This is a genomic window from Streptomyces humicola, assembly GCF_024436035.1.
In the GTDB taxonomy this organism is placed as follows: Bacteria; Actinomycetota; Actinomycetes; order Streptomycetales; family Streptomycetaceae; genus Streptantibioticus_B; species Streptantibioticus_B humicola.
The window spans coordinates 1-25,199 of record NZ_JANFNG010000027.1; the positions used below are offsets into that span (position 1 = coordinate 1).

At 68.2% G+C, this 25,199-nt stretch carries 16 protein-coding genes and 3 pseudogenes; 8 read left to right on the top strand and 11 right to left on the bottom strand.

The features are described from left to right. Nucleotides 1-17 precede the first annotated feature (17 nt). Complete coding sequence (locus NGB36_RS25690; RefSeq protein ID WP_255922886.1) at nt 18-173, bottom strand: hypothetical protein; 156 nt, start codon at nt 171-173, stop codon at nt 18-20. Between NGB36_RS25690 and NGB36_RS33905 the strand changes: the two are divergent. The 4 genes and pseudogenes from NGB36_RS33905 (at nt 145) to NGB36_RS25710 (ending at nt 4,138) form a co-directional block, all read left to right on the top strand. Then, nucleotides 145-502: pseudogene (locus NGB36_RS33905) on the top strand (universal stress protein). The gene NGB36_RS25690 and the pseudogene NGB36_RS33905 overlap by 29 nt on opposite strands. Before the next feature lie 509 nt (nt 503-1,011). Then, entirely contained in the window at nt 1,012-1,785 is a 774-nt protein-coding gene (locus NGB36_RS25700; protein WP_255922887.1) for a PspA/IM30 family protein, read from the top strand. Nucleotides 1,786-2,681: 896 nt separating this feature from the next. Continuing rightward, complete coding sequence (locus NGB36_RS25705; protein WP_255922888.1) at nt 2,682-2,888, top strand: hypothetical protein; 207 nt, start codon at nt 2,682-2,684, stop codon at nt 2,886-2,888. Between the two features lie 221 nt (nt 2,889-3,109). Next, nucleotides 3,110-4,138: a 6-phosphofructokinase gene (locus NGB36_RS25710; RefSeq protein WP_255922889.1), complete on the top strand. Its 1,029-nt coding sequence runs from the start codon at nt 3,110-3,112 to the stop codon at nt 4,136-4,138. A gap of 18 nt (nt 4,139-4,156) precedes the next feature. Here the strand turns inward: NGB36_RS25710 and NGB36_RS25715 are convergent, their stop codons facing one another. Beyond that, complete coding sequence (locus NGB36_RS25715) at nt 4,157-5,047, bottom strand: universal stress protein (protein WP_255922890.1); 891 nt, start codon at nt 5,045-5,047, stop codon at nt 4,157-4,159. Nucleotides 5,048-5,504: 457 nt separating this feature from the next. Here NGB36_RS25715 and NGB36_RS25720 point away from each other — a divergent pair, with 457 nt between their 5' ends. Together NGB36_RS25720 and NGB36_RS25725 are read left to right on the top strand one after the other, a co-directional pair. Further along, nucleotides 5,505-6,194, top strand: coding sequence for a class I fructose-bisphosphate aldolase (locus tag NGB36_RS25720; RefSeq protein WP_255922966.1), 690 nt, complete (start codon nt 5,505-5,507; stop codon nt 6,192-6,194). Further along, the gene (locus tag NGB36_RS25725) at nt 6,170-6,304 is read left to right on the top strand and encodes a hypothetical protein (RefSeq protein WP_255922892.1); all 135 of its coding nucleotides are present in this window, start codon (nt 6,170-6,172) and stop codon (nt 6,302-6,304) included. The genes NGB36_RS25720 and NGB36_RS25725 overlap by 25 nt, the downstream gene beginning before the upstream one ends. Nucleotides 6,305-6,600: 296 nt before the next feature. Here the strand turns inward: NGB36_RS25725 and NGB36_RS25735 are convergent, their stop codons facing one another. The 8 genes from NGB36_RS25735 to NGB36_RS25770 form a co-directional block, all read right to left on the bottom strand. Continuing rightward, a complete protein-coding gene (locus NGB36_RS25735; protein ID WP_372509533.1) occupies nt 6,601-7,521 on the bottom strand; it encodes an N-acetylmuramoyl-L-alanine amidase in 921 nt (306 codons plus the stop codon). Between the two features lie 362 nt (nt 7,522-7,883). Continuing rightward, nucleotides 7,884-10,229, bottom strand: coding sequence for a glycoside hydrolase family 65 protein (locus NGB36_RS25740; RefSeq protein ID WP_255922893.1), 2,346 nt, complete (start codon nt 10,227-10,229; stop codon nt 7,884-7,886). Between the two features lie 48 nt (nt 10,230-10,277). After that, nucleotides 10,278-11,555 (bottom strand): CaiB/BaiF CoA transferase family protein, encoded by a 1,278-nt coding sequence (locus NGB36_RS25745; RefSeq protein WP_255922894.1) that lies wholly within the window; start codon nt 11,553-11,555, stop codon nt 10,278-10,280. Between the two features lie 164 nt (nt 11,556-11,719). Continuing rightward, nucleotides 11,720-13,174, bottom strand: a complete 1,455-nt coding sequence (locus tag NGB36_RS25750) for an HAD-IB family hydrolase (RefSeq protein WP_255922895.1) — start codon at nt 13,172-13,174, stop codon at nt 11,720-11,722. Further along, nucleotides 13,171-15,141, bottom strand: coding sequence for a glycerol-3-phosphate 1-O-acyltransferase (locus NGB36_RS25755; protein ID WP_308288924.1), 1,971 nt, complete (start codon nt 15,139-15,141; stop codon nt 13,171-13,173). Before NGB36_RS25755 ends, NGB36_RS25750 begins: the two co-directional genes overlap by 4 nt. Next, nucleotides 15,123-16,613, bottom strand: coding sequence for a wax ester/triacylglycerol synthase domain-containing protein (locus NGB36_RS25760; RefSeq protein WP_255922896.1), 1,491 nt, complete (start codon nt 16,611-16,613; stop codon nt 15,123-15,125). The genes NGB36_RS25755 and NGB36_RS25760 overlap by 19 nt, the downstream gene beginning before the upstream one ends. A 1-nt stretch (nt 16,614) precedes the next feature. Next, nucleotides 16,615-17,640: an NAD(P)H-dependent glycerol-3-phosphate dehydrogenase gene (locus tag NGB36_RS25765; protein ID WP_255922897.1), complete on the bottom strand. Its 1,026-nt coding sequence runs from the start codon at nt 17,638-17,640 to the stop codon at nt 16,615-16,617. 20 nt (nt 17,641-17,660) lie between these two features. Further along, nucleotides 17,661-17,873: a hypothetical protein gene (locus NGB36_RS25770; protein ID WP_255922898.1), complete on the bottom strand. Its 213-nt coding sequence runs from the start codon at nt 17,871-17,873 to the stop codon at nt 17,661-17,663. A 223-nt stretch (nt 17,874-18,096) separates the two neighbouring features. Between NGB36_RS25770 and NGB36_RS25775 the strand changes: the two genes are divergently transcribed. Then, the gene (locus NGB36_RS25775; RefSeq protein ID WP_255922899.1) at nt 18,097-20,490 is read left to right on the top strand and encodes a phosphoketolase family protein; all 2,394 of its coding nucleotides are present in this window, start codon (nt 18,097-18,099) and stop codon (nt 20,488-20,490) included. 192 nt (nt 20,491-20,682) lie between these two features. Beyond that, nucleotides 20,683-22,796 (top strand): annotated as a pseudogene (pta, locus tag NGB36_RS25780) (phosphate acetyltransferase). 901 nt (nt 22,797-23,697) lie between these two features. On the opposite strand, the pseudogene NGB36_RS25785 reads toward pta, so the two are convergent. Beyond that, nucleotides 23,698-24,575 (bottom strand): annotated as a pseudogene (locus tag NGB36_RS25785) (IS5 family transposase); the annotation flags it as partial. Nucleotides 24,576-25,199 lie beyond the last annotated feature (624 nt).

A 25,199-nucleotide genomic window follows, 5' to 3' on the forward strand; every position in this document is an offset into this window, starting at 1 on the left:
TCCACCCAACCCGAAGATCACGACAGACGAACAATCACATCAGCCAACAAGGTCCAACGGGCGTCTGTTCCGCGAATCGTGGTGGGGATCGACGGCTCCGAGCCGTCGAAGGCGGCGCTGCGGTGGGCGGTCCGGTAAGCCGAGCTGACCGGCGGGGCGGTCGAGGCGGTCATCGCCTTCGAGCTTCCGACCGCCTTGCACGGCTTGGTGCCCGACGTCGTGCAACCACTGGAGTGGCAGAAGCAGGCAGAGCAGACCTTGGACCAGGCGATCGAGGAGGCCCTCGGTGGCCCGGACCGGCCGGTCGAGATCCGCAGCCGGGTGGTTAAAAGACATCCGGCAACCGTGCTGGTTCAGGCCGCCGAAGGCGCGGTGCTCCTCGTCGTGGGCAACCAGGGGTCACGGCGGATTCACCGAGGCACTGTTGGGCTCGGTCGGCCAACACTGGGTTGCGCACGCCGCCCCCTGCCCGGTCCTCGTCGTCCGCGGCCCCGTCGCGTGATCATCGCGCCCTCGGCATCGTCCGCCGAACGGATGCCCTCGACCGTCTCGCCGGGAGGGCCGAATGTCCCAGCAACCAGGACCAGCCGACCCCTGCTCTGCGGATCGGGACGGAGAGAACGTGACTGCAACAGCAGGCATCGGGCCGGGTGCCGGTCAGGAGCTCAAGGAAGAGGCCGCAGACGCTGACCGCCTCCCCGCGTACGGCGATCACGGATGGCGCTGCATGGGTGCAGGTGCGACTGCGCGGCGACGCTGCATCCGTGACGTCGTCAGGACGGGAAGGCCATGATGAGGCGACCCGTCCCGCTGCCTGCCCGTTGCCGGCTCGGTCACACCATCGCCTCACCGAGCGCAACGGTCGCGGCCTCGTTGGCCCTGGCACCACGCCCCTGCCCGCCTGCAGCTCGCCTGTGTGGGCGCCGGGCAGTCGCCATGGTGGCCCCGCGGCGGCTCGCCGGGCGGGTTTGCCCACCGGCTGTGCGTCGAGAGAGGAAGGACGTGGGTGAGATGAGCTTGGCGCGCCGCATCGCTGCCCTGTTCAGGACGAAGGTGGGCAAGGCATTGGACCGTGCCGAGGATCCTCGGGAGGTGCTGGACTACTCCTACGACAAACAGCTGGAGATGCTGCAGCAGGTACGGCGTGGCGTGGCCGACGTGGCCACCAGCCGTAAGCGCGTCGAAATGCAGCTGGCGCAACTCGGCCGGTCGGCTGACACGTTGCAGGGCCAAGCCCAACAGGCGGTCGCGGTCGGCCGGGAAGACCTGGCCCGTGAGGCGCTCACCCGCCGCACCGCTGTTCTCGCACAGCGCGGTGAACTGCAGGCCCAGGAGACCTCGCTGCAGGCCGAGGAGGAGAAGCTGACCCTGGCCGCACAGCGGCTACAGACGAAGGTCGATGCCTTCCGTACCCGCAAGGAGACGATCAAGGCCAGTTACACTGCAGCCGAGGCCGAGACGCACATCAGCGAGGCCGTTACCGGCATCTCCGAGGAGATGGGCGATGTCGGCATGGCTATGCAACGGGCCCAGGACAAGACCGAGCAGATGCAGGCCCGGGCCGGCGCGCTGGACGAGTTGCTCGCCTCCGGTGCACTGGAGGACGCCACCTCGCCCGTCGCTCACGACGACCTGCAAAGCCGACTGGACGCCATCACCGCGGGCGGCGAGGTGGAGGCGGAGCTGGCCCGGATGAAGGCCGAACTGCCGGCGACGTCCGCCGCGCCCTCCCCGCAGGACGAGACCGCCGAACGCTCCGGTCCCGAGCAGGAAGCTACGCCATGAACGGGCCGCGGGCCGAAAGCACCATCAGCCCTGAGCGGGCACGCGCAGTGCTGACCGATGAAGGACTGAGCCCAGGGTGAGCGCGATGCGAAACCGACTTTGCCCCGGCCGGCAGCTCACCGCGCACGCCCCCGATCCCCAGGCCTCATCCACGCGCCGCACCACTGCGGCCAGGAGTCCGCAGGGTGACGTAACGACACGCATCACACGCCGCCCGCCACCTCGGAGGCCGAGATGACCGCCGCCTTGGACACCGCCGATGTCCTGACCACAGATGAACTGGCCGCTATGCGGCCTCTGCCTGGTCACGGGTGGGGCGGGTGGCTCCCCGCCGCATTGGTGCCAGGAGCGCTGAACCGGCGCGGAGCGCTGTGGTCCGGGAGGACCGGACAGCTGCTCACGGGCCCGGGCCCAGTCGAACCGCGCGCATTCGCGCTCGTAGTCGCCGAGATTAGGCGCCACGCGCGGGTGCGATGCCTTGCGGATGATCGTCTGCTCCGCCATGGCGAGCCTCCTCCCCTGCGCATAGGACCCACGTCCTCGCCACCAAGCGTCCGACGACGATCGCCCGCGGGGCAGGGGCCGAACGTCCCCGGCCAGGGCCGATCGACGCTAGCCGGTGAGGAACCGACGCCGTCGGCGGGTGCTGTGCAGTCCGTGGCCCCACTACTGGCCGATGCCGTCGGCCGCCTGCACGACAACAGGCCCCTGGACTGACCGTCGAAGCCACTGGCACCGCGGGCCCGCCTTCGAAGTAGTCCAGGTGTCCCAAGGCTCTGTCGGGCACCTGAAACCACGTTCGCCCCCGGCATGCCTATGCGTTGAGGGGGTACGTCTACGTGCCGACGGTGGAATTGACCCTCTCGGCTTCCCGATACGCAGGAAGGGAGGTCGCCATGAGCATCTTCGGACCGTTCGGCAGAAGCAGCAAGGTGCACTGCAAGAAGCACCAAATGAGCGCCGACCCCATCCGCATCAGGCGCCGGCATCAGCACGTGGCCGCCCAGGCCTACACGCACTACCGCGCGCATGGGTCGGCCGACGCATCGGCCCGCCAGATGTCAGGCGATGCGTGGGAACGTGCTGCTGCCGGACGTCTGTGATCAAGGATTGGGCTTCCGCGCACCGGGGCTCTGCATGGCCTCCCGCCTTTCTCCGCGAGCGCCAAACGGGGACACCGTGCGTTCCGCCTTCTAGGGGTTCAAGCTGTAGATAGATCTGCATAACGCCCGGCGGTGCTGCCAAAGGCTGGGCCGAAGCCGTGGCACGTCGCTGCGACGCGATATGCGCGATCACGGTGTGGGCAGGGCAAGGGAGAGAGACCATGCGGGTTGGAGTATTGACCGGAGGGGGCGATTGCCCCGGTCTCAACGCGGTGATTCGCAGCGTCGTACGCAAAGGCGTACAGGATTATGCCTGGAGGTTCGTCGGGATCACGGACGGGTGGCGCGGTGCCCTCAACGACGTGACCATGCCCCTGGACGTCCCGGCTGTGCGCGGGATCCTGCCGCTCGGCGGCACGATTCTCGGTTCCTCTCGAACCAACCCGCTCCGGCTCGAGGACGGTGTCGATCGCATCAAGAACACTCTCAGCGCGCACAAGCTCGACGCTCTCATCGTCATCGGCGGCGAGGACACGCTCACCGTCGCAACCGCGCTGTCCGATGCGGGCGTCAACCTAGTCGGCGTGCCTAAGACCATCGACAACGACGTCGGCGGCACCGATTACACCTTCGGTTTCGACACCGCCGTCAATATCGCGACCGAGGCCATCGACCGCCTGCACACCACCGCGGAGTCGCACAAGCGCACGCTCGTCGTCGAGGTGATGGGGCGCCACTCCGGATGGATCGCTCTGCACGCGGGCGTCGCCGGAGGGGCAAATGCCATCCTCATCCCGGAGCTGGAGTTCGACCTGGACCAGGTGTGTGCCTGGGTGGAGAAACGGTTCGAGATCAACTACGCGCCGATCGTCGTGGCGGCGGAGGGAGCGGTTCCCAAGGCCGGCCAGATGGTGGTCAAGGACGAGTCGCGCGACGAGTTCGGGCACGTGCGCCTGTCCGGGATCGGTGACTGGCTGGCCCAGGAGATCGAGAGCCGTACGGAGAAGGACGCCCGCATGACGGCTCTCGGCCACGTCCAGCGCGGCGGCACACCGACCGCGTACGACCGATGGCTCGCCACACGCTTCGGCCTGCACGCCATCGCAGCGGTCAAGGTCGGCGACTTCGGCACGATGGTGGCCCTGCACGGCACGGACATCGTACGTATCCCGCTCGCGGTAGCGACGAGGGCGACCAAGCGGGTGCCCCCGGAGCTGTACGCGGAATTCGACGTCTTCTTCGGCACCTGACGGTGCCGCGCGTCGACATCAATCGTGGGGTACAACGATCACCGGGCAGTGGGAGTGATGGAGCACCGCGTGGGCCACCGGGCCAAGCCGACGCTCGGCCGCCCGCCGGCTCGAGCGGCGGCCCAGGACGAGCAGGCCGGCTCGGTGGGAGGCGTTCACCAGCGCGTGCGCCGGATGGAGGAGCACGACATCAGGCACCACCGGGACCTCGGGGTACTTGGCCTCCCAACCATGGAGGACGTCGGACAGCCCTTGGACCTCCTGGTCCTCCCACACCGCTCGGTCCTCTTCCGACACAGCAAGCGGAGTCCACGGCGAGGCGAACGGGAGTGTCCACGCGTGCACGGACCGCACACGGGTGCGGCGCAGCTGAGCGGCACTGAACGCGAAGTCCAGCGGCGGGTCGGCGGGATGCCGCGCGTCGACGCCCACGCATACCTCCAAGGGCACGGCTCCAGTGCCCGTCTCCTCCTCGTCGTCCCTTGCCACGGACGGACCACTGGACACCACAGCGACGGGGCAGCACGCGGTGCTCGCTGTCGCCAGCGCCGTTGAGCCCACTGCGAGGCCGTTGAAGCCGCCTTCCCCGCGCGCGCCGACGACGAGGAGTTCGGCCGACTCGGCGGCCGAGAGCAAGGCGGCCACGGGGAAGGCGTCGACCTGGATGCCGTTCATCGCCATGTGTGGATGCCGTGCGGCAATTTCGGCCTCTGCTCGCCGGAGTACGTCCTCGGCTGTCTGCCGCCATGCGGCGGCAACCGGCAGCTCAGCAACATCACGGGCAGGGGCCGGCACGGCGTGCACGAAACGCAGCGGGAGACCTCGAAGGGCGGCCTCCTGCGCAGCCCATTCACCCGCAACGAGGCTGTCCCGGGATCCGTCGATCCCCACCACGAGAGGGCGGGTCATGAGCGCTCCTTCGCGCCGACGCAGATATTCCAGGCCATGTACACCTGAGGTGCGCCTCGCCGCACGTCAGGTCGCCGAACGTTTCGCGTTGCCCGGCCAGGTGACCATTGTGAAACCGGAACCTCAGCGACACCACCGGAGGCGCGACAGGCCCCGGGACTGGCGCCACACGATCTCGAGGGAACGTCCTCGTCGATATGCCCCATACCTCGCCGCGATCAGCGACAGCTTCTGGTCCCGGCATCGTGTCTTCGCCGAGTGGGCGGCCGACCTGTGCGGAGCCGTGCGGTCCCGCCAGCGGGGCCGAACGGCTCTGACGGGCCGGTGGCGCCGCATGTGACCCTCGGGGCATGAAGACGCAACCAGTCATGAACGGCGCAGGGCTCAGCACGGGGAAGAAGACCCGCCTGGCAGGATTCTTCACCAGAACGGCCTGCGCAACGGCACCGCGATCTTCCTGCCCTACGACCATGGTCTGGAACACGGCCCGCGGGACTTTTTCGCCAACCCCGCCGTGAGCGACCCCGGCTACATCATCCGGCTCGCGCTGGAAGGGGGCTTCAACGGCATCGCCCTCCAGATCGGGCTGGCCGAGAAGTTCTACCGGGACTATGCCGGCGAGGTTCCGCTGGTGCTGAAGCTGAACGGGAAGACCGACATCCCCTCCGACGCCGAGGCGCTGTCCCCGCTGCACGCCTCCGTCGCCGACGCCGTCCGCCTGGGCGCTGACGCCGTGGGTTACACGCTGTACGTCGGCAGCCCTGCCCAGGAAACTGACTTCCGGCAGCTGCGGCAGGTCCGGGAGGACGCGCAGCGGTTCGGCATGCCGCTGATCGTGTGGGCCTACCCGCGCGGCGCCGCGGTCGAGGCGAAGGGCGGCAGAGATTCGTTCTACGCGGTCGACTACGCGGCGCGCACCGCCAGCGAACTCGGCGCCGACATGGTCAAGGTCAACTTTCCCCACCCGGAGAAGATGTCCGGGGTCAAAGAGGCCTACCAGCGCGACTTCTCCCCCCAGCAAGCCATCGAAGCGGTGGTGCGGTCGGCGAACCGCACCCTCCTGCTGGTCTCCGGGGAGAGAAGGCAGGCGACGAGGCCATGCTGGACAAGGCACGACAGGCGATGGATGCAGGTGCCACCGGGCTGATCTTCGGCCGCAACGTCTGGCAGCGCGAGCACGACGAGTCGCTTCGGTTCGTGGCCCGCCTGCAGGAAATCCTCGCCAAGTACCCCCAATCCGGTCCCTCCGGCCCCTGAGCGTTCGGCCGAAGGGCGGGGCTTGCCTGTTCCGACGCCATCGGCGGTGATGGGCTACCTCCACCGGCCAGCGCTTTCCTGCGGCTCATCTCAAGCCGCACCGGTCGGGCACCTTCAAGATTTCGAAGGACCCGGCGTTCGCGCAGAAGGTCGCCGACGTGATCGCTCTCTATCTGGACCCGCCGGGCGGCGCGGTGGTGCTGTCGATCGACGAGAAGACGCAGGTGCAGGCGCTGGACCGGACCCAGCCGGTGCTGCCTGTGGCGTTCGCGGCCACCGAGAAGCGCACCCCACGCCTATGTGCGGCATGTCACGACGAACCTGTTCGCCGCCCTCGGCGTCGGCACCGGGGAAGTCATCGGCGAGTGCAAGCCGAACCGGAACGGCGCGACCCTGGCTTTCTTGAAGAAGGCGGTGAAGCACGCGGGCAAGCTCGCTCGCACTGCGGGGAGCACGCCGCAGCGCAACAGGTGCGGGTTACGACACCCGCCGAACGGGTGCGGCCCTGGAGGCGGGCTGCCGTCGCACGGATGCGCGGGAGCAGCGCGTACAGCGCCGGGCCGGGGCAGTCGGTGTAATCGACGTCGAGGTAGCCCAAGATCGCGTCGACGCTCGCGCGGCCGTCCCTGCGGTAACGGCTGCCGGCATCGGTGCAGGTGAGGGCCACTCTGGCGCGGGGGTCGATCCCCGTTGAGCATCGGCTCGGGTACGGCTGCTCCTGCCCGGTAGGTACCGATGGCGGCGATGCCGACGGTTGCGATGTTGAAGCCGCTGGTGTGTGCGCCGATCACCGGCCGGTCGATGCCGCCGCGGCGCCCCTCGTAGAGGGTGCCTTCCTTGTCGACAAGGAAGTTGTAGCCGATGTCGTCCCAGCCGCGCCGGTAGACGTGATCGGAATAGATGTTCCCGATGATTTCGGGGACGTCCCGCCAGCGGTAGTCGTTGCCGCTCTCGGACTGATGGATGATCACCGCCTGGACGGTGGGAGCGTAGTGGGCGGGCGGCAGATGGCGGGGCGCGGGACCAGCTTGCCATTGGTCGCGGGGAACCCCCATGGGTCTGGGCCCGGTCTTCCCCCTGACCGGCGCCTCCGCTGACGGGGCGGCGGTGGGCCGCCGAGAAAGGGCTCCCCCGCAGCCGGCCGTCAGCGCGCTGACGGCCACGGCGGTGGTCGCCTGAGCGAGGCGGTACACCACCTGGCGTCGGCCGAAGGACATGACCTGGACCATAAGCGCGACGCGTCCCACCCGCATCGGCAGCGCCCGTCCGCCACCCGTTCACGTGTGCTTCGGGATGCCCTTCGGTCTGGCATCACCACACCGTCGGCTCATGCGTAATTCGAATGCGGTGAGCGAGGGCATACGCCGGGTGAACGTAGGCCAGTTCCACCCCGTCTGGCGGGCATCCGGATGGGGCAGGAAAATCGGAAGCAATGTGGACTGGCAAACGGCCAGCAAACAGTAGAGTCGTTACCGGCTCGGCCATCGCACTGGCCGCAGCGGGTCTCGCTCACCTGTATGTGGTTCGCCTACGCAGGTGGGAGCCACGTGCCCGCCACAGTGAGCGCCGACTTGGCAGGTCAGTGGGGACGCTCAGGGCGGCGCCCTGGGGGTTGGGTGGGCTCGGGCAGGATGGTCGGCGGGTTAAGAGGGCGGGTTTGCACTGTGCTGTGGGATACCGTGACGGTCTCTCCGAAGTGTCGGATCTGTATCGGTTCTCCCTCTTGCAAGGTGTACGAGGCATGGGAGCCCGTGATCTCGACCCGCAGGCATCGCTGTCGCACGTGTACCGAGAAGGCGAGTCGGCTAAGTTTCTCGGGCAGTCTGGGGGCGAAGTGCAGGGTGCCGGCGCGCCAGCGCATGCCGCCGAAGCCGCATACCAAGGCGATCCAGCTGCCGGCGAGGGAGGCGATGTGCAGGCCGTCCCTGGTGTTGTTCTCCAAATCCGCCAGGTCCATCAACGCAGCCTCGCCCAGGTAGTCGTAAGCGAGTCGTAGGTGGCCGACCTCGGCGGCCAGGGCGGCTTGAACGCAGGCGGAGAGGGAGGAGTCCCGGACGGTCAGCGGCTCGTAGTAGGCGAAGTTGCGCGTTTTCTGTTCCTGGTCGAAGGCGTCACTGAAGATGTACATCGCCAGCACCAGGTCCGCTTGCTTGATCACTTGCTTGCTGTAGAGGTCGAAGTATGGGAAGTGCTGCATCAGCGGGTAGTCATCGGCACGGGTGTCAGCAAAGTTCCATACCTGGCGGCTGGTGAAGCCCCGGGACTGCTCGTGGATTCGCAGTGCGCTGTTGTACGGCAGGGTCATCGCCTTCGCGGCGTTCCGCCATGCCGCGGTCTCCGCTTCATCAACGCTAAGCGCTGCTGCCTGCTGCGGGTGGCGTTGGGCAGCGTCGGCAGCGGCGCGCAGGTTTGCCTGGGCCGTGAGGTTGGTGTAGGCGTTGTCGTCCGCGAGCGCACTGTACTCGTCGGGCCCGGTGACACCGTCGATGTGGAAGCGGCCGTGCGGGTCGTAATAGCCCCGGGAGTACCACATCCGGGCTGTTTCCACCAGCAACTCCACCCCTGTCGCACGTTCGAACTCCTCATCACCTGTGAGAGAGATATAACGTACGACGGCATTGGCGATGTCGGCGTTGACGTGGAATGCGGCGGTCCCCGCCGGCCAGTAGCCGGAGCACTCGGCGCCGTCGATGGTCCGCCAAGGGAAAGCGGCCCCCTTCAGACCGAGCTGATGGGCACGGTCGCGTGCGGCTGGCAGTGTGAGCTGGCGCCAGCGCAGTGCCTCGGCGACGCAGCGCGGATGGGTGAAGGTGAGCATCGGCAGGACGAAGGTCTCTGTGTCCCAGAACGCGTGCCCGTCGTACCCCGAGCCGGTCAGGCCCTTGGCTGGGATCGCACGACGCTCGGCCCGGACGGCGGCCTGCAACACATGGAAGAGTGCGAAGCGGACGGCCTGCTGGATCTCCGCATCACCGTCGATCTCGACATCCGCGTGTTTCCAGAAGTCGTCCAGGAATTCTTGCTGCTGGCCGACCAATCCTTGCCAGCCGACGTGGCGTGCTCCGGCGAGTGCGGCCTCCACCTGATCGCGGAGGGCTGGCAGGGAGCGCGTTCCCGACCAGCCGTAGGAGACCAGCTTTTCCATTCGGAGGGTTTCGCCGGGCTTGAGGTCGGTGATGACGGTGAGCCGGGCGACGTCGTCCACGCTCTCGCTGGAGGTCTGGGTGAACGCCGGCCCCTGCACGGTGTGGTCGGCGGCAGCCGTGATCCGCAGTCCGCTCCGGGCGGTGCGGTGCACCAAGCGCAGCTGCATGCCGCGGGCGAAGTTCTCCTCAGGCTGCAGCGGGGATCCCAGGGCAGCGGCGACCCGGGGATCGCCATTGAGGTGGGGCATGGGCTCATTGGCGACGAGTTCGGACTGGATGACGAGTTGAACCTCGTTGTCCAGCGGCTGCACCTCGTAAGCGATCGCGGCGATCGCCCGATGGGTGAAGGAAACGAGACGGGTGGTGCGGATGCGGATGGTCTTGCCAACGGGCGAGGTCCACTTGCATTTACGGTGCATCAGCCCGTTTCGTAGATCAAGGACCCGCTCATGGGAGTGGGTCTGCCCGTACCGCAGGTCCAGCTGCTCGTCGTCGACCATGAGGCGGATGAGCTTGCCGTCGGTGACGTTGATGACCGTCTGACCGGACTCCGGATATCCGTAGCCCGCCTCCGCGTAGGGCAGCGGATGCAGTTCGTGGACGCCGTTGAGGTAACAACCAGGCAGGCCATGCGGCTCGCCCTCCTCGAGGTTGCCTCGCCATCCGATGTATCCGTTGGACAGGGCGAACAGCGATTCACTCTGTGCCAGGACGTCCCAGTGGAGACCGGTTTCGCGTAGGCGCCAGGGTTCGACCCTGTAGGCGGAATGAGTGATCACGTTCGGTCCCTCCTGCCGAGGCGTTGCGGGTCGGCATTGACCGGTCTCTCAGGTCGTATGTGTGCGCATGGTGGGTTCCGTCAGGGGGTTGTCCGGTTCGCAGTGGTGTGGCGGGATCGCTCCGGCCCCGCGCAGGTTATCGATTCCGGCTGCGTCGAAGCCGAGTTCGCGGAGTATGGACTCGGTGTGTTCGCCCAGGTCCGGGGCCGGACGCGGGCTGACCTTCCGTTCCTGGTCGAGCCGCACGGGGCTGTCTATGGTCAGGTGCGGCTTGGCGCTGCTGTCGTCGATCGGCACGAGAATCTGGTTGGCGAGGAGCTGGGGGTCTTCGGCGCATTCTTCGAGAGTCTGGACGACTCCGTAGGTGACGTCGGCGGCGTCGAGCACCTGGCGCCAGTCGGCGAGGGGATGAGTGGCGAAAGTCTTGTCCAGCAGAGCGGCGATCTCGGCGGCGTGGGCGCGGCGGCTCGCGGTGTTGGCGTAGTGCGGGTTCTCTGCCGCCTCTGGGTGGCCTATGGCCCTGAGGAACAAGGGAACCTGCTTGTCCTCGTTGACGAAGGCCAGCAGCAGCCAGCGGTCGTCCGCGGTGCGGTAGGCGTTTGCGAGCGCGTTGGGCGGGTTCAGCCGGTCGACCGGGCGTGGGTTCTGCGCACCGGCGAGTACGGCTTGCAGCCAGACCCCCGCTGCCCAGGCGCCTTCGGCGATCAGCGAGGCGGTGACGTGTGCGCCCTGGCCGGTCTTCTCCCGGCGGTACAGCGCCGTCATGATCCCGGCGTACAGGCTGACGGCCGTCGCGTGGTCACCCGAGCCCGGCACGTTGATTCCCGGTGGCGTGTCACGCTGGCGGGTCACGTCCATCAGGCCGGTACGCGCCCAGTAGGCGGTTGCGTCGAAGCCGGGCAGGTGTGCGTCCGGACCGGATTCGCCGAAGCCTGTGACGTCCGCGTAGATCAGCCGGGGGTTGAGGGGGGCGAGGTCTGCGTACTCCAAGCCCAGCTTGGCCCGTGTCGGGGGCGGAAAGTTCGTCACCACCACGTCCGCCCACCGCACCAGCCGCTCGAGAACGGCCCGCGCGTCGGGGCACTTGAGGTTCAGCTCGATGCTGCGCTTGTTGCGGTTGGTCAACTGCCAGGCGTAGTTGGCACCTTCAACCTTCGGGTTGGGGGGCAAACGGCTGAAGGCCCTGTATGTGTCTCCGGTGCGTGGCGGTTCGACCTTGACGATGTCGGCACCGAAGTCCCCGAGCACGGTGGCCGCTGCAGGTCCGGCGATGAAGCTGGCCAGATCGACGACGTGCACTCCTTCGAGCAGAGGCGTGTTCTCCATGAGTGACTCTTCCCTTCCGATCTTCGACATCCGCTCGTGAACTTCCCTTACATGAGGCATGAGTCGCGGCCACGGACCCACCGGTGCTGGGTTGAGGACGGGCAGTGTGTGGACTTCCTCGGCTGTACCCGCGTGCGGCCACGCAGCGAGACGAGCACTCACTTTCAGTAATGCATATGGGAGATGTCTCCTGGCCAGTCGGCCAGGGTGTCGAGGAAGCGCTGGCGGACGTATGCGACGTGGTCGTCGAGGTCGTCCGGGCTCCAGCCCGATGTCGGGACGGGCTCGAGCGCCGCGACGTCCACGGTGCCCGGATGCAGCCAGAGCGAGTTGCGCCACATGAGTTCCCCGGTGTTGCGGATGACGATCGGCACGATCGGCACGCCCGCCTGGACGGCGATGTGAAAACCTCCCTTCTTGAACGGGCCGAGCGTCGGGCTGGGGGAGCGGGTGCCCTCCGGTGCGATGGCGATCGAGATGCCGTCGCGTAGCTTGCTGACCGCCGGCTGCAGGGCCTCCTTCGCCTGCTGGGTGTGGGCGCGGTCGATGTAGACGATGTCCACCAGCCACCCGATGGGGGCGAAGCGTGGGTCGTGGGCCAGCTCCTTCTTCGCCACGCCGGTGACGTCGCGGCGGAGGAGGTCGCCGATCACCAGCATGTCGAGGCTGCTTTGATGGTTGAACATGAACACGGCCGGGCGCTGGGCCCACAGGTTGTTCTCGCCGGTGACGTTGAGCGTCACGCCACCGAAAGCCAGGGCGAGGCGACAGCCCGCTCCGGTGCCGACGTTCGCACCGGCCTGCCGGTTGCGGTTGAGCAGGCCGACGCCGATACCCAGCGTTGCGGATGTGCTCAGCGCGGTGAGTGCCGCGCCGGTGCGTAGGGCGGATGAGAGCGTGACACCGCGGCGGGGCGGTTCGAGCCGCACGATCGGCCAGCCTCGCATGTGTGCCATGTCGACGAGTCCCGGCTCGGGGTTCAGCGGCCGTGGGTGGCCGACTGCTTTGAGCATCGGAACGTCCTCGGCGCCGTTGCTGTAGGCGAAGCTGTCGGAGAGGTGGATGCCCTCCTGCTTGGCGTAGTCGGTGATCGCTCGCGCCTTGCCGGGGCCCCAGAGGACGTCGCCGTCCACATCGCCGGTGAGTGTCCCGGCCCGCACCTTCGGGCGCGTGCACAGCACGGTGTCGAAAACCATGTCGATGGCGACGGGATCGGCCTGGAACGGTGTCGCGGACGTCGCCATGACGACCCGGTGCCCGGCCTTGCGGTGCGCGTGGACCAGTTGGCGCGCCTGTGGATAGATCCGGCTGGCGATCTCCTGCCGGAACAGTCGCTCGCCGAGTTCGCTGAGTTCGTCCTCCGTGCGTCCGGCCAGTGCCTCGAAGGCGACGCCGACGAGCGTGTCGAGGGGAGCCTGCCGGAACCGCATGTCCAGTGCGGCGAGTGCCAAACGGCTGAACTGGCCTGGACTGATGTCGGCATGGCGCGCCCGGTCGCGGTAGACGGTCTCTACCGTGTAGCCCTCGATGATCGTTCCGTCGAGGTCGAAGAACGCCGCGGTCGACGGTCCCGGTGGCGCGTCGGCGATGGACGCGAGGAGTGCGGCCACGCTTGTCATGGCCGCCCCCCGGATGCTGGCGGCGACGAGGTTGCCGCGCCGATGTCCCTCAGCGCCAGCGCGCGGGACCGGTGCACCCGCCCGACGAGCGTCTCCAACTCGCGTACGAACGCTGCTCGCCGGTCCGCGACCTGCTTGCCCCCGGGATCGGCCAGCCCCCGGTGGCGGGCGAGTTGCAGCCCGGTGGAGAACAGCTCGACGGACAGCGATTCGCTGCTGGTGATGCGCTGCTGCAGCAGCAGCTGGCGCCCGACACCGAGACATTCAGCCAGAAACGGTCTTTCCTCCACCGGCTCGTGTGACGGGCGAGCGGCGAGCCGCTCCGCCACGACGAGGTATGCCTCCAGAAACGACGTCAGGACCCGGTGGGCCAGGTGCGGACTGACGCGCTCCAGCAGCTCAGCAGCGGCATACGGCGACCGCAACAGCTCGGGCCACTGCTCGTCGATGAGGGAAAGTTCGGATCGCATCTCGTTACGGAAGATCCGCTTGTCGCTGAAGAAGAACTCGAACTTCAGCAACTCCCGCAGCCGAAGCGCTTCTTGCCAGCCGACCGCAACGGGATCCCGGTAGTGCTCCTCGGCCGCGGCCTGAAGCACCAGCTCGGCCACGGCCCGGTTGACCAGGAAGTGGATGATGTTGTTCCGGTAGAAGGCGGCAACCAGATCCTGGTTCTCGGCGACCTGGTACACCGGGTGGGTGCCCTCGCCGTAGCAGGTGATCACGCCACTGGAGATCAGCACCTCCAGCACGCGTTCGATGCCGCCAGCATCCCCAAGGGGCAGTTCGGCGACGCTTGGCAGGTTGCGACGCCGGACATAGTCGAGCAGCGGGCCGAGCTCGGCTTTGATCTCGGCGACCGTCAGGGCCCGGCCGTCGATGCCCAGCAGACACAGCGTGACAAGCCCCATCGCCGTGACCGGTGTGACGGAATCGATGCGGCGCATCACCGCGATCCCCAGCTTCTGGATGGCGCGGCGCCGCTGCACCGGAGGCAGCGTCGCCCAGTGGCGCCCCACCTCACCTGCGAGCGACAACGGCTCCCCGAAAGCCAGGTGCACCTGACCACGCTGCCTACCCTGCGCCCGGATGTACTGCACCACCCAGGACAGGCTCTCAGGCCGCTTAGTCCCGCCGCGCGCCTCCTCCTCCATGGCGCCGACCTCGTACAACTGGTCGTAGGTGATCGAGACCGGGACGATGTAGATGTCGTCCACGCCCCGGTCGCAGAAGGCCTCGGTCAGGTAGGTCAACATGCCGTAGCGGGGAGGACGCAGCTTCCCGGTCCGGCTGCGACCGCCCTCGACGTACCACTCGAGATTGCACCCGTTGAGCAACAGGTGGCCCAGGTACTGGCGCAGTACCCACTTGTAGATCTCGTCCCCCGCAAAACCGCGGCGGATGAACACGTACCCGCTGCGCCGCGCCAGCGGGCCCAGCGGCCAGAAAGAGAGGTTGATCCCGGACAGGACGTAGTTCGGCGCGAAGCGGTTCCGCAGCAGCGCCGGGCGCAGCACCAGCGGATCGAGATAGGAACGGTGGCTGGGAAGGAACACCAGCGGGTGGTGCTGACCGAGCCGCCGCAGTTCGCCCAGGCGCGCACGGGCGATGTCGATCCTGTAGGCGCGGGAGACGTATGCGCCGAACCGACCCCAGCTGTCGATGGCGATCCTGTTCTGGCCGGCCACCATTTCCCGCAGGTACGCGCGGGCGCCTCGGTCGACTTCGTCGCGCGGAAGGCGCAGCCTGTCGGCCAGTTCCCCGACGCCGGACCGGTAACGGACGCTTCTGATGATGTCCTCGCACACCAGGAACGGGATGTCCTGCCGGCCAGCCACGGGATGGTCCTCACGACCCCGGGCCGGCGCGCTGTGCCGCCGCAGGAGCCATGGCAGCGATCCGGCCCTGGACCCGGCCAGGCGGTCCCGCAGCATACTCACACCAACGATCACGACGATGCCTCCCATGCCTTCCGCCACGTGGGCAGGCCCTGGGACGCCGTCCCGCCGCCGACGCGCAGCACCTCGTCCAGGCCCGCCCGCATGCAGTGCAGGAACAGGTCGGGCTCGGTGACCGCGGCCGGGTCCGCGTTGATCCCGATACAGCACACGCCGCAGTGCGACCCCAGGACAACCATGACCGCACACCCGGGCAGCGGCCCGAAAGGGAACATCCGCTCGATACGGGCGCCGGCGATGTAGACCGGCACGGGTATTCCCCGGAAGTTGCTGGCTTGCAGGTCAAGCTGGGCGGACTGGCCGGCGTACCAGTCGGTGAGCAGTGCCGTCGGGATCCGGCTCAATACCGGCGCGAGCACCTGCAGGGAGTCCAGCGCCGGTTCGTGGCGCACGCCCAGGATGGTTTCGTGGATCGCCGCGATCCGTTCGGCGGGATCTTCGACGTCGACCGGGCCGGCGAAGCGCGCGCCGGCGAAGCGATTGCCGCCCATCGGGTTGTCTTCAGCACGCATGCTCACCGGCATCGCCATCGGAATCCGCCCGACGGAGCTGCCCATCGCCCCGTGGTAACGGCGGAAGCCGCCGAGAAGCGCAGCGATGTAGGCATCGTTGAGCGAGCCGCCCCCTGCCTTCCCCGCCCGTTTGAGGGCGTCCACCGTGGTCTCCAGCACCGAGAACCGGTAGGACAGACTCCGACCGCGCAGCAGCGGCGAAGGCGGGCACGTCGGCGGGGCCAGCACACGGCCCAGCGAGCGCGCATACCGGACCGCCGCTGCCGCGCCGGCCGGGCGCGTGGCGAGGGCGGCCAGCGTCCCGGGCGCACGCAGCGCCGTAGTCGCCAGGCGGACCGGCGCGGCACGCACGCCCCTGGTCACCTGCTCGCCCAGCGCGCCCCACGATCCGATCGGCTCAGCCGCTGGCGCCTCGCACCGCCACTTGTGCGGAGTGTGTCTGCGCCGACGGCTGTGCAGCAGGGCCAGCAACTGAATGCCGCCCAGCCCATCGGTGAGGCTGTGATGCGTCTTGAGCAGGTAGACCGCCGGCCCCCCGTCCGGGCCTTCGACCAGCAGCGCCTGCCACGGCGGGCGAGCAGTGTCGAAGGGCTCGCTCACCACGGTCTGGCACACCTGCAGCGCCTGTTCGAACGTCGAAGGCGACGGCAGGTGCTGCCGCCGCACGTGGAAGCTCAGGTCGAAGTTCGGGTCCACCGCCCAGACCGGATTGCCCAGGTGCAGCGGCGTGTTCACAACGCGCATCCGAGCCCGGGGCAGGACCCGGGTGACCCACTCGTGCGCCGCCATGAACCGGTCCCAGTCGGGAGTGCGGTCAAGGACTTCCACCGCGGCCACCGGCGACCGCAGCCGAGGGTCGGCCTCCATGCGCCAGATCGTCGCCTCGAAGTCCGTCATCGTGCGCTGGACGCCCCACTCGACTGGCGTACCCGTCTCGACCGCACTGGCCGGAGGGTCGATCGCGCCCATGTCAGCCGGCCTCCCCCTCGGTCGCGGGCTCGACGTGAAGCAGCCCGCGGAAGGCTTCCCGTGGGGTCCTCCCCTCGTTCACCACGGCATCGATCTCACCGATGATGGGAGCATCCACACCGAACTTCTCCGCGAGCTCACGCGACGCCCGCGAGGCGCGAACGCCCTCCGTCACCATGCGCGAGCTTCGAGTCACCTCGTCTACTGTCTTGCCCTGCGCGAGCTGGACCCCCAGGGTGCGGTTGCGGCTGAGCGGGCTGATGCTGGTCGCGATGGCGTCACCAAGGCCGGTCAGCCCGGCGAATGTGGCCGGATCACCGCCCATGGCGACACCCAGTCGGGTCATCTCGGCCACCCCGCGGCTGATCACCATGGCCCGCGTGTTGTCCCCGGTTCCGAAGCCGTCCGCCATCCCGGCGGCGATCGCGACGACGTTCTTCACAGCTCCACCGACTTCCACACCGATCACGTCGGTGCCCGTGTACACCCGGAACAAGCTGGTCCGCATCAGGCTCTGCAGGCGCTGGGCGACGGAAAGATCCGGCATCGCGATAACGGCCGCCGCTGCCAGTCCCGCAAGAACCTCCTTCGCCAGGGTCGGCCCGGACAAGACGCCTGCGGGATGGCCGGGAAGCTCCTCCGTGATCACCTCAGTCATCCGGTTGTTGGTGCCTTCCTCGAAGCCCTTCGCGAGGCTCACCACCGGGACCCAGGGACGCACGTGAGGTGTCAGCTCCGCCAGGACCTGACGGAACGCGTGCGTCGGCACAGCCATGACGACCACATCCGCCTGCTCGGCGGCCGCAGGCAGCGACGCCGTCGCCTTCAGCTCCGGATGCAACGAATGGCCCGCAAGATAGTCGGGGTTCTCGTGGGTAGTGCTGATCCGCTCGGCCAGTCCCGGCTCGCGCGCCCACAGAAGAACCGGTACATTACGGGCAGCCAGCGACGCGATTGTGGTTCCCCATGATCCAGCGCCGACGATCGTCATCCGCGGCGTACGCTCCCGGTTCGGGCTGACGTGCATTGTTCAGTCCCGCAGCGCGGCTATGTGGCCGGCGGGGCGTGGCGGCGCTGGTGATGTGCGTGCCCGACTCGATTGCCGAGGACCACCAAGCCCACGCCGAGCAGAGCGAAGTACGGTGCCCAGACGATACCGATCAGCGTGCCGATGAAGGTCAGGCAGGCGATGAATGCGAGTGCGGCCAGAATGTAGAGAACGGCCCGATTGATGTCCTGCGGCAATTCGTAGAGCTTCATGACGGCCTCCCTTCCATGCCTCCCCCAGCCTCGCTGCCTGTCCGTCCCTGGAGGAGGGCCGATTGGTCCCTTTTCCAGGGACGGACAGGCAGAACAAAGACGGGCCCGTGGAACTCATGGAATTGGCTATGCGCCCGATATGTGTTGCGCCGCCGCGACTGAAGAGTGGGAAACGCTGGCCATCACTCGAGTCAGTCACCGTCTCTCATCCGGGAGGTAATCCATGCATCCCGAGCAACTCGACACCCCTCGCGGGCCGACGGCCCTGAGCGAGCAGGCGCTCGCCGAAGTGGATGCCCAGTGGCGGGCCGCGAACTACCTCGCGGTCGGGCAGATCTATCTGATGGCCAATGCGCTGCTTCGTGAGCCGCTGCGCCCCGAGCACGTCAAGCCCCGGCTGCTCGGGCACTGGGGCACCTCCCCCGGGCTGAACCTCGTCTACACCCACCTCAACCGGGTGATCAAGGACCGCGATCTTAACGCGATTTGTATCTGGGGCCCTGGCCACGGGGGGCCCGCCGTGCTCGCCGGCTCCTGGATCGACGGCAGTTACACCCAGACCTACCCGGACATCACCCGCGACGAGGCCGGCATGGCCCGCCTCTTCCGCCAGTTCTCCTTCCCCGGCGGCGTGCCCAGCCACGTCGCTCCCGAGACGCCCGGCTCCATCCACGAAGGCGGGGAGCTCGGCTACTCCCTCTCCCACGCCTACGGCGCGGCCCTGGACAACCCCGACCTGCTCGTCGCTTGCGTGATCGGCGACGGCGAGGCGGAGACCGGCCCGCTGGCCGCCTCCTGGCACTCCAACAAGTTCCTCGACCCCGTCCATGACGGCGCGGTGCTCCCGATCCTGCAACTGAACGGTTACAAGATCGCCAACCCGGCGGTGCTCGCCCGCCTCCCCGAGCCGGAGCTCGATGAGCTGCTGCGTGGATACGGGCACCACCCCCTCCACGTCACCGGTAACGACCCGCACGCAGTCCACCAGGCGATGGCCCACGCCATGGACCAGGCACTCGACATGATCGCCGCCATCCAGCGCTCCGCCCGCGTGGAACTCGTCACCGACCGGCCCCGCTGGCCGGTGATCGTGCTGCGCACGCCGAAGGGCTGGACGGGCCCGCGAGAGGTGGACGGTGTGCCGGTGGAGGGCACCTGGCGCGCCCACCAGGTCCCACTGGCGGAAGTACGCGACAACGCCGGACATTTGCGGCTGCTGGAGGCGTGGCTGCGCTCCTACCGCCCCGAGGAGCTGTTCGACGAGCATGGCCGTCCGCGGGAGCAGGTGCTCGCCTGCCTGCCCCCGGGCGAGCACCGCTTGGGCGCCAACCCACATGCCAACGGCGGACTGCTCACCCGCGAACTGCCCGTGCCGCCGCTGGATGAGTATGCCGTCCCAGTCGACAAGCCCGGCACCGTCCTGCACGAACCCACCCGCATCCTCGGCGAGCTGCTGGAACAGGTCATGGAAGCCACCGCCGGGCGACGCGACTTCCGGCTCGTCGGACCGGACGAGACCGCCTCCAACCGGCTGCAGGCCGTGTACAAGGCCACGGACAAGGCATGGGAGGCCGAGGTGCTGCCCACCGACGAGCACCTGGCACGCGGCGGCCGAGTGATGGAAATCCTCTCAGAGCACACCTGCCAGGGCTGGCTGGAGGGATATCTGCTCACCGGCCGGCACGGGCTGTTCTCCTGCTACGAGGCGTTCGTCCACATCATCGACTCGATGGTCAACCAGCACATCAAATGGTTGCGCACGACCCGCCGCCTTCCCTGGCGCGCCCCCATCCCCTCGTTGAACTACCTTCTCACCTCGCACGTCTGGCGCCAGGACCACAACGGCTTCTCCCACCAGGATCCCGGGTTCGTCGACCACGTCCTCAACAAGAGCCCGGAGGCGGTGCGGGTCTATATGCCGCCGGACACCAACACGCTGCTGGCCACTGCCGACCACGTGCTGCGCAGCCGGGGCTATGTCAACGTCGTGGTTGCCGGCAAGCAGCCGTGCTTCGACTGGCTGACGTTGGAAGAGGCCCTGGGGCACTGTGCGCGCGGCGCCGGAATCTGGCAGTGGGCCGGGACCGAGGACGGCACTCGGGAGCCGGACGTGGTGCTGGCCTGCGCCGGCGACGTGCCCACCCAGGAAGTGCTGGCTGCCGCCGACCTGCTCCGCCGCCACCTGCCCGACCTGGCGGTACGGGTGGTCAACGTTGTCGACATCGCCCGCCTCCTGCCCGCCGAGGAGCACCCGCACGGCATGCCCGACAGCGAATACGACGCGCTGTTCACCCGCGACAAGCCCGTCATCTTCGCCTACCACGGCTACCCCTGGCTGATCCACCGCCTCACCTACCGCCGCACCGGCCACCCGCACCTGCACGTGCGCGGCTACAAGGAGGAGGGCACCACCACGACGCCCTTCGACATGGTGGTCCGCAACGACCTGGACCGATACCGCCTGGTCATGGACGTCATCGACCGCGTCCCCGGCCTCTCAGTACGCGCCGCCGTCGTCCGCCAGCAGATGGCCGATGCGCGTGCCCGCCACCACTCCTGGATCCGCGAGCACGGGATCGACCTGCCGGAGGTCGCCAACTGGACATGGCCACACTGACCGCACCTGTCACGATCCCACTGCTCCACTGGTCGCATCCGGCGTTCAGACCGTGCCTGCTGGGCTCCGGCCCCGAGCAGCACGGTCTGGGCGTGCGCGACAGGACGGGGTCGACGAGGAATACGACAATGAGGAATACGACAAGGACGAACGGACGCTGGACCAGCCTGGCACGCAGGATGGAGTAGGCGCGTGACCCGCAGCGTGTATATGACGGGCGTCGGTCGCGGTGACGGCCGGCAGGTCGTCGACTTGGGGATCATGGAGCTGGTGACCCGGCACGTGGACGGGTGGGCGTATACCGCCCGCTGACCCATGAGGGTCCGGACCTCATGTTCGACCTGCTGCGCTCCCGCTACCGGCTTTCCCAGGACCCGGCCACCGTCTTCGGTATGAGTTACGCGGACGGCGCCTCGCTGCAGGCCGAGCAGGGCACCGACGAGCTGGTCTCCCGCCTGGTCGACCGCTTCCGCGCCGTCGCCCGTGAGTATGAGGTCGTGCTGGTCCTCGGGACCGACTACCACGACACCCAGCTGCCCGCGGAGCTGACGCTCAACGCCCGGCTGGCGAACGAGTTCAACGCCTCCGTCATAGCCGTGGTCGGCGGCCTGCGCCAGACCGCCGATTCGGTCGTAGCCGAAGTACACAACGCGAACCTCGCCTTCAGCACGCAGGACTGCGACGTCCTCGCCGTGATCGCCAACCGGGTCGCCCCCGAGGACGCCACGCAGGTCGCCGCGCGGCTGAAGGAGCGGCTGCCGGTGCCGGTCTACGTGCTGCCCGAGGAGGCCGCGCTCGCCGCTCCAACAGTGGCCCAGGTCGTCCAGACGCTCGCCGGCCAGGTGCTGCTCGGTGACGCCGCCGGGCTGGCCCGCGACGTACTCGACTTCGTCTTCGGCGGCGCGATGCTGCCCACCTTCCTGGCCGCCCTGACCCCCGGCTGCCTCGTGATCACCCCCGGCGACCGGGCCGACCTGATCGTCGGCACGCTGGGCGCACACTCGGCCGGCGCCCCCGCGATCGCCGGGGTGCTGCTCACCCTGGGTCAGAGGCCCGGCCCCGACATCATGGCGCTCGCCGACCGGCTGGCACCCGGCACCCCGGTGATCTCGGTGCCCGGAGCCTCCTTCCCGACCGCCGCCGAGCTGTCCACCCTGAAGGGCAGGCTGACCGCGGCCACCCCGCGCAAGGCGGAGACCGCGCTCGGCCTGTTCGAGATGCACGTCGACACCGCGGAACTCACCGACCGGTTCGCGGTGGCCCGCAGCCCCAGGGTCACGCCGATGATGTTCGAGCACGAACTGATCGAACGGGCCCGCTCCAGTCGCCGCCACGTCGTGCTTCCCGAGAGCACCGAGGAGCGCATCCTGCGCGCCGCCGAGGTGCTGCTGCGTCGCAACGTCTGCGATCTGACGCTCCTCGGCGAGAAGATCGCGGTCCGCAAGCGGGTCGCCGATCTCGGTGTCAATCTCGGCCTGGACGTCGTAGAACACAAGGGGAGCGCCATCTGCCGGATCGTCGACCCGCAGACCTCGCCGCTGCGCGAGGATTTCGCCGAGACCTACGCCAAGCTCCGCGCTCACAAGGGCATGACCGTCGAGCTGGCCCACGATGTGGTCCTGGAGGGCTCGTACTTCGGCACGCTGATGGTCCACGCGGGGCTGGCCGACGGCATGGTCTCGGGGGCCGCGCACTCCACGGCGGCGACCATCCGCCCCGCCTTCGAGGTGATCAAGACCGCGGCGGGCGTCTCCATCGTCTCCTCGGTCTTCTTCATGTGCCTGCCGGACCAGGTTCTGGTCTACGGAGACTGCGCGGTCAACCCCGATCCGGACGCGGAGCAGCTGGCCGACATCGCCATCCAGTCGGCACAGACCGCCGCGCAGTTCCACGTCGAGCCGCGGGTGGCGATGCTGTCGTACTCCACCGGGACCTCTGGGTCGGGCGCTGACGTCGACAAGGTGCGCGACGCGACCGTGATCGTTCGCGAACGCCGTCCCGAGCTGCCGGTGGAGGGCCCGATCCAGTACGACGCCGCGGTGGACGCCAGGGTCGCGGCCGCCAAGCTGCCCGGCTCGAAGGTCGCGGGCCGCGCCACTGTACTGATCTTCCCAGACCTCAACACCGGCAACAACACCTACAAGGCCGTCCAGCGCTCGGCCGGCGCGATCGCCATCGGACCCGTCCTGCAGGGCCTGCGCAAGCCGGTCAACGACCTGTCACGCGGCGCCCTCGTCCAGGACATCGTCAACACCGTCGCCATCACCGCGATCCAGGCACAGGGTAAAACCCAGACTCCCGCCTGACGGGCACGCAAGATGGAGCAGAAAGCATGCGACGCGGACGGCGCCGTCTCCCTATGCGCGCAGCGGGACACGCCAACATCGCCGCCGCCCTCCGCGACATGTCCTACGAACCCTTCACCCGCCCGCTCGACCTCCTCAAGATCGACTGACCAGCAGCGATCCAAGATCAAACGATTTTGCAACAGCCCTGTCTACTCAACCAGGGGATTGACAAGCCGGCCGAGGAATCGAACCGGCGGCTACGGTAGATGCAATTCACCCCGCAACACCGGCATGTATACATGGTGCGTGTTCCCCCTCGGTGTTGAACCCCCACCCAGACCGCTGCGGCGATATCACACCGCCACATGCGTATCGCCCCTTCCGCTGCCCTGACCCGATGCCCCCTGCGACTACGCTCGGCCCGAACCACGGCCACGAGCACCCCTGACCGCTTCGCGCCCACCCGCAGTCTCTAGCACAACATCGCAGCACAGATCGGCGTTGGTACAGTTCCCGGTGTCGTCGCCTCCACCTGATCGCTCCGCTACGTGAGTTCATCACGCCCAACGCCGACCGGCTCACCGTGTTCCAGCAAACGTGCGAGCCCCACGCCTGTGATTGTGGTGGTGGACGCGCCAGATGCCGGGGAGTCTGCGGCCAGGGCTTCTGCCGCAGGCTGGGGGAGCTGTGATCGCCGCTGGCAGCTCGCAACGACGGCTGCCGTTTTGGTCGGCCGACCGCGACGGCGGTACGGTCTCCGTCTCACATACCCACAGTCCGGGTCTCCCGGGGATTCACCGTTGCAGCCGAGCCCTGAGCAAGGCCGAGCCCCACCTCCGTCGAGATCCCCAACCGCCGGCAGCTGCCGGGCACGTGGACCCCACTGTCCCCTCCTATTAGGGCGTGTTCTGACTTGAGATCACGGGAGGGCTGGCAGGCTGCGTAGCCAGAGGATGGATCCGCGCAGGTGGAGTCCGGCGGTGTAGCTCTCGGGTGTCTTGTCGTAGCGGGTGGCCAGCCCTCTCCATTCCTTGAACCTGTTGATACCGCGTTCGACAGTGTTGCGGTCTTTGTACAGCGTGGCGTCGTGGCTGACCGGGCGGCCGCCGGAGCGTCCCTTCTTCTTGCGGTTGGCGGCCTGATCGGTCTTCTCCGGGATCACCGCCTTGATGTTGCGTCTGCGCAGGTGGGCGCGGTTGGCACGGGACGAATAGGCCTTGTCTCCAGCCGCTGCATCCGGCCGGGTCCTGGGGCGCCCGACCCGCCCGCGCACCTTGATCTTCTCCAGGACAGGGATGAAGCGCGGGCTATCCGCGGCCTGTCCGGCGGTGAGGATGATCGACAGCGGGCGGCAGCGCCGCTCGACGGCGAGGTGGACCTTGCTGGTCAGCCCGCCCCGGGAGCGGGCCAGTTCGGCGGCCCGCAGTCGAGCCCTGCGACGTCGGCGCAGGTCCCGGCGCTGTTCTCGCTCGGGGTCTTCCTGGCCCTCGGGCACCTCGCCTACGGAGTCGCTTTGTTTCTTTGCCGCAGCCCCTTTTCCTCCGCCACGGCCTTCTCCAGGTCTTCAAGGAGCTCTGGGTCGACCACCATGCCTGCCGCATGGTGATGCGCGCGGGCGACGGTGGAGTCCACGCTGACCAGGCTGAGGTCGATATCGTCGCGGGCTGCCCCCTCGGCGATCATCGCGTCCATGAGGGCCTGGAAGACCTCGTCGCGCGCCCACATCCGGAATCGGTCATAGATCGTCGACCAGGAGCCATAATGACCGGTCAAGACCGACCAGCGCGACGCGAGGCGCCTGGCCAAGCTGCTGCGCCTGGACGAGCTGCCCGGCGTGCGGGTACCGACACTGGGTCAAGAAGCCGCCCGGGATCTGATGCGGGCCCGGGAGGATGTCCGGGCGGATCTGATGCGGGCGCGGCACCGGTTGTCCAAGCTGCTGCTGCGGCACGGCCTGGTCTACAACGGAGGCAAGGCATGGACCGCCGCCCACCACCAGTGGCTGGCCGGCCACCACTTCGAGCAGATTGGGCTGCGCCTGGCCTACGACGAGGCGCTCGATTCACCGACGCCGGATCCGGGCAGGACAGCGTCATCTACCGCGCCGAACCCACAGGCTACCGGCTTGCGGCGAGTTCGGCGATGGCGGCATCGAGTCGGTCCCGGCGCGCGTCGAGGTCCGGGGTATGGTCCCGCCGGATTCGGTCGATCAGGTGCAGGCCAGGGTGCAGTCACTGATCGGCCGATCGCCGGAACCGGTCGAGTTCGCCCGGATCAAGCTCCATCCTGGACTTCGGGAGTCTGCCGGTTTGCCGAACGCGTCATGGCATCCTCCTCACGCCATCACCTCCAGGCTCACCACGGGACCCGTCGAACAAGCGAGGGCCGAAGGTCCTCGACGGCGGGCGGTCGGCCCATCTG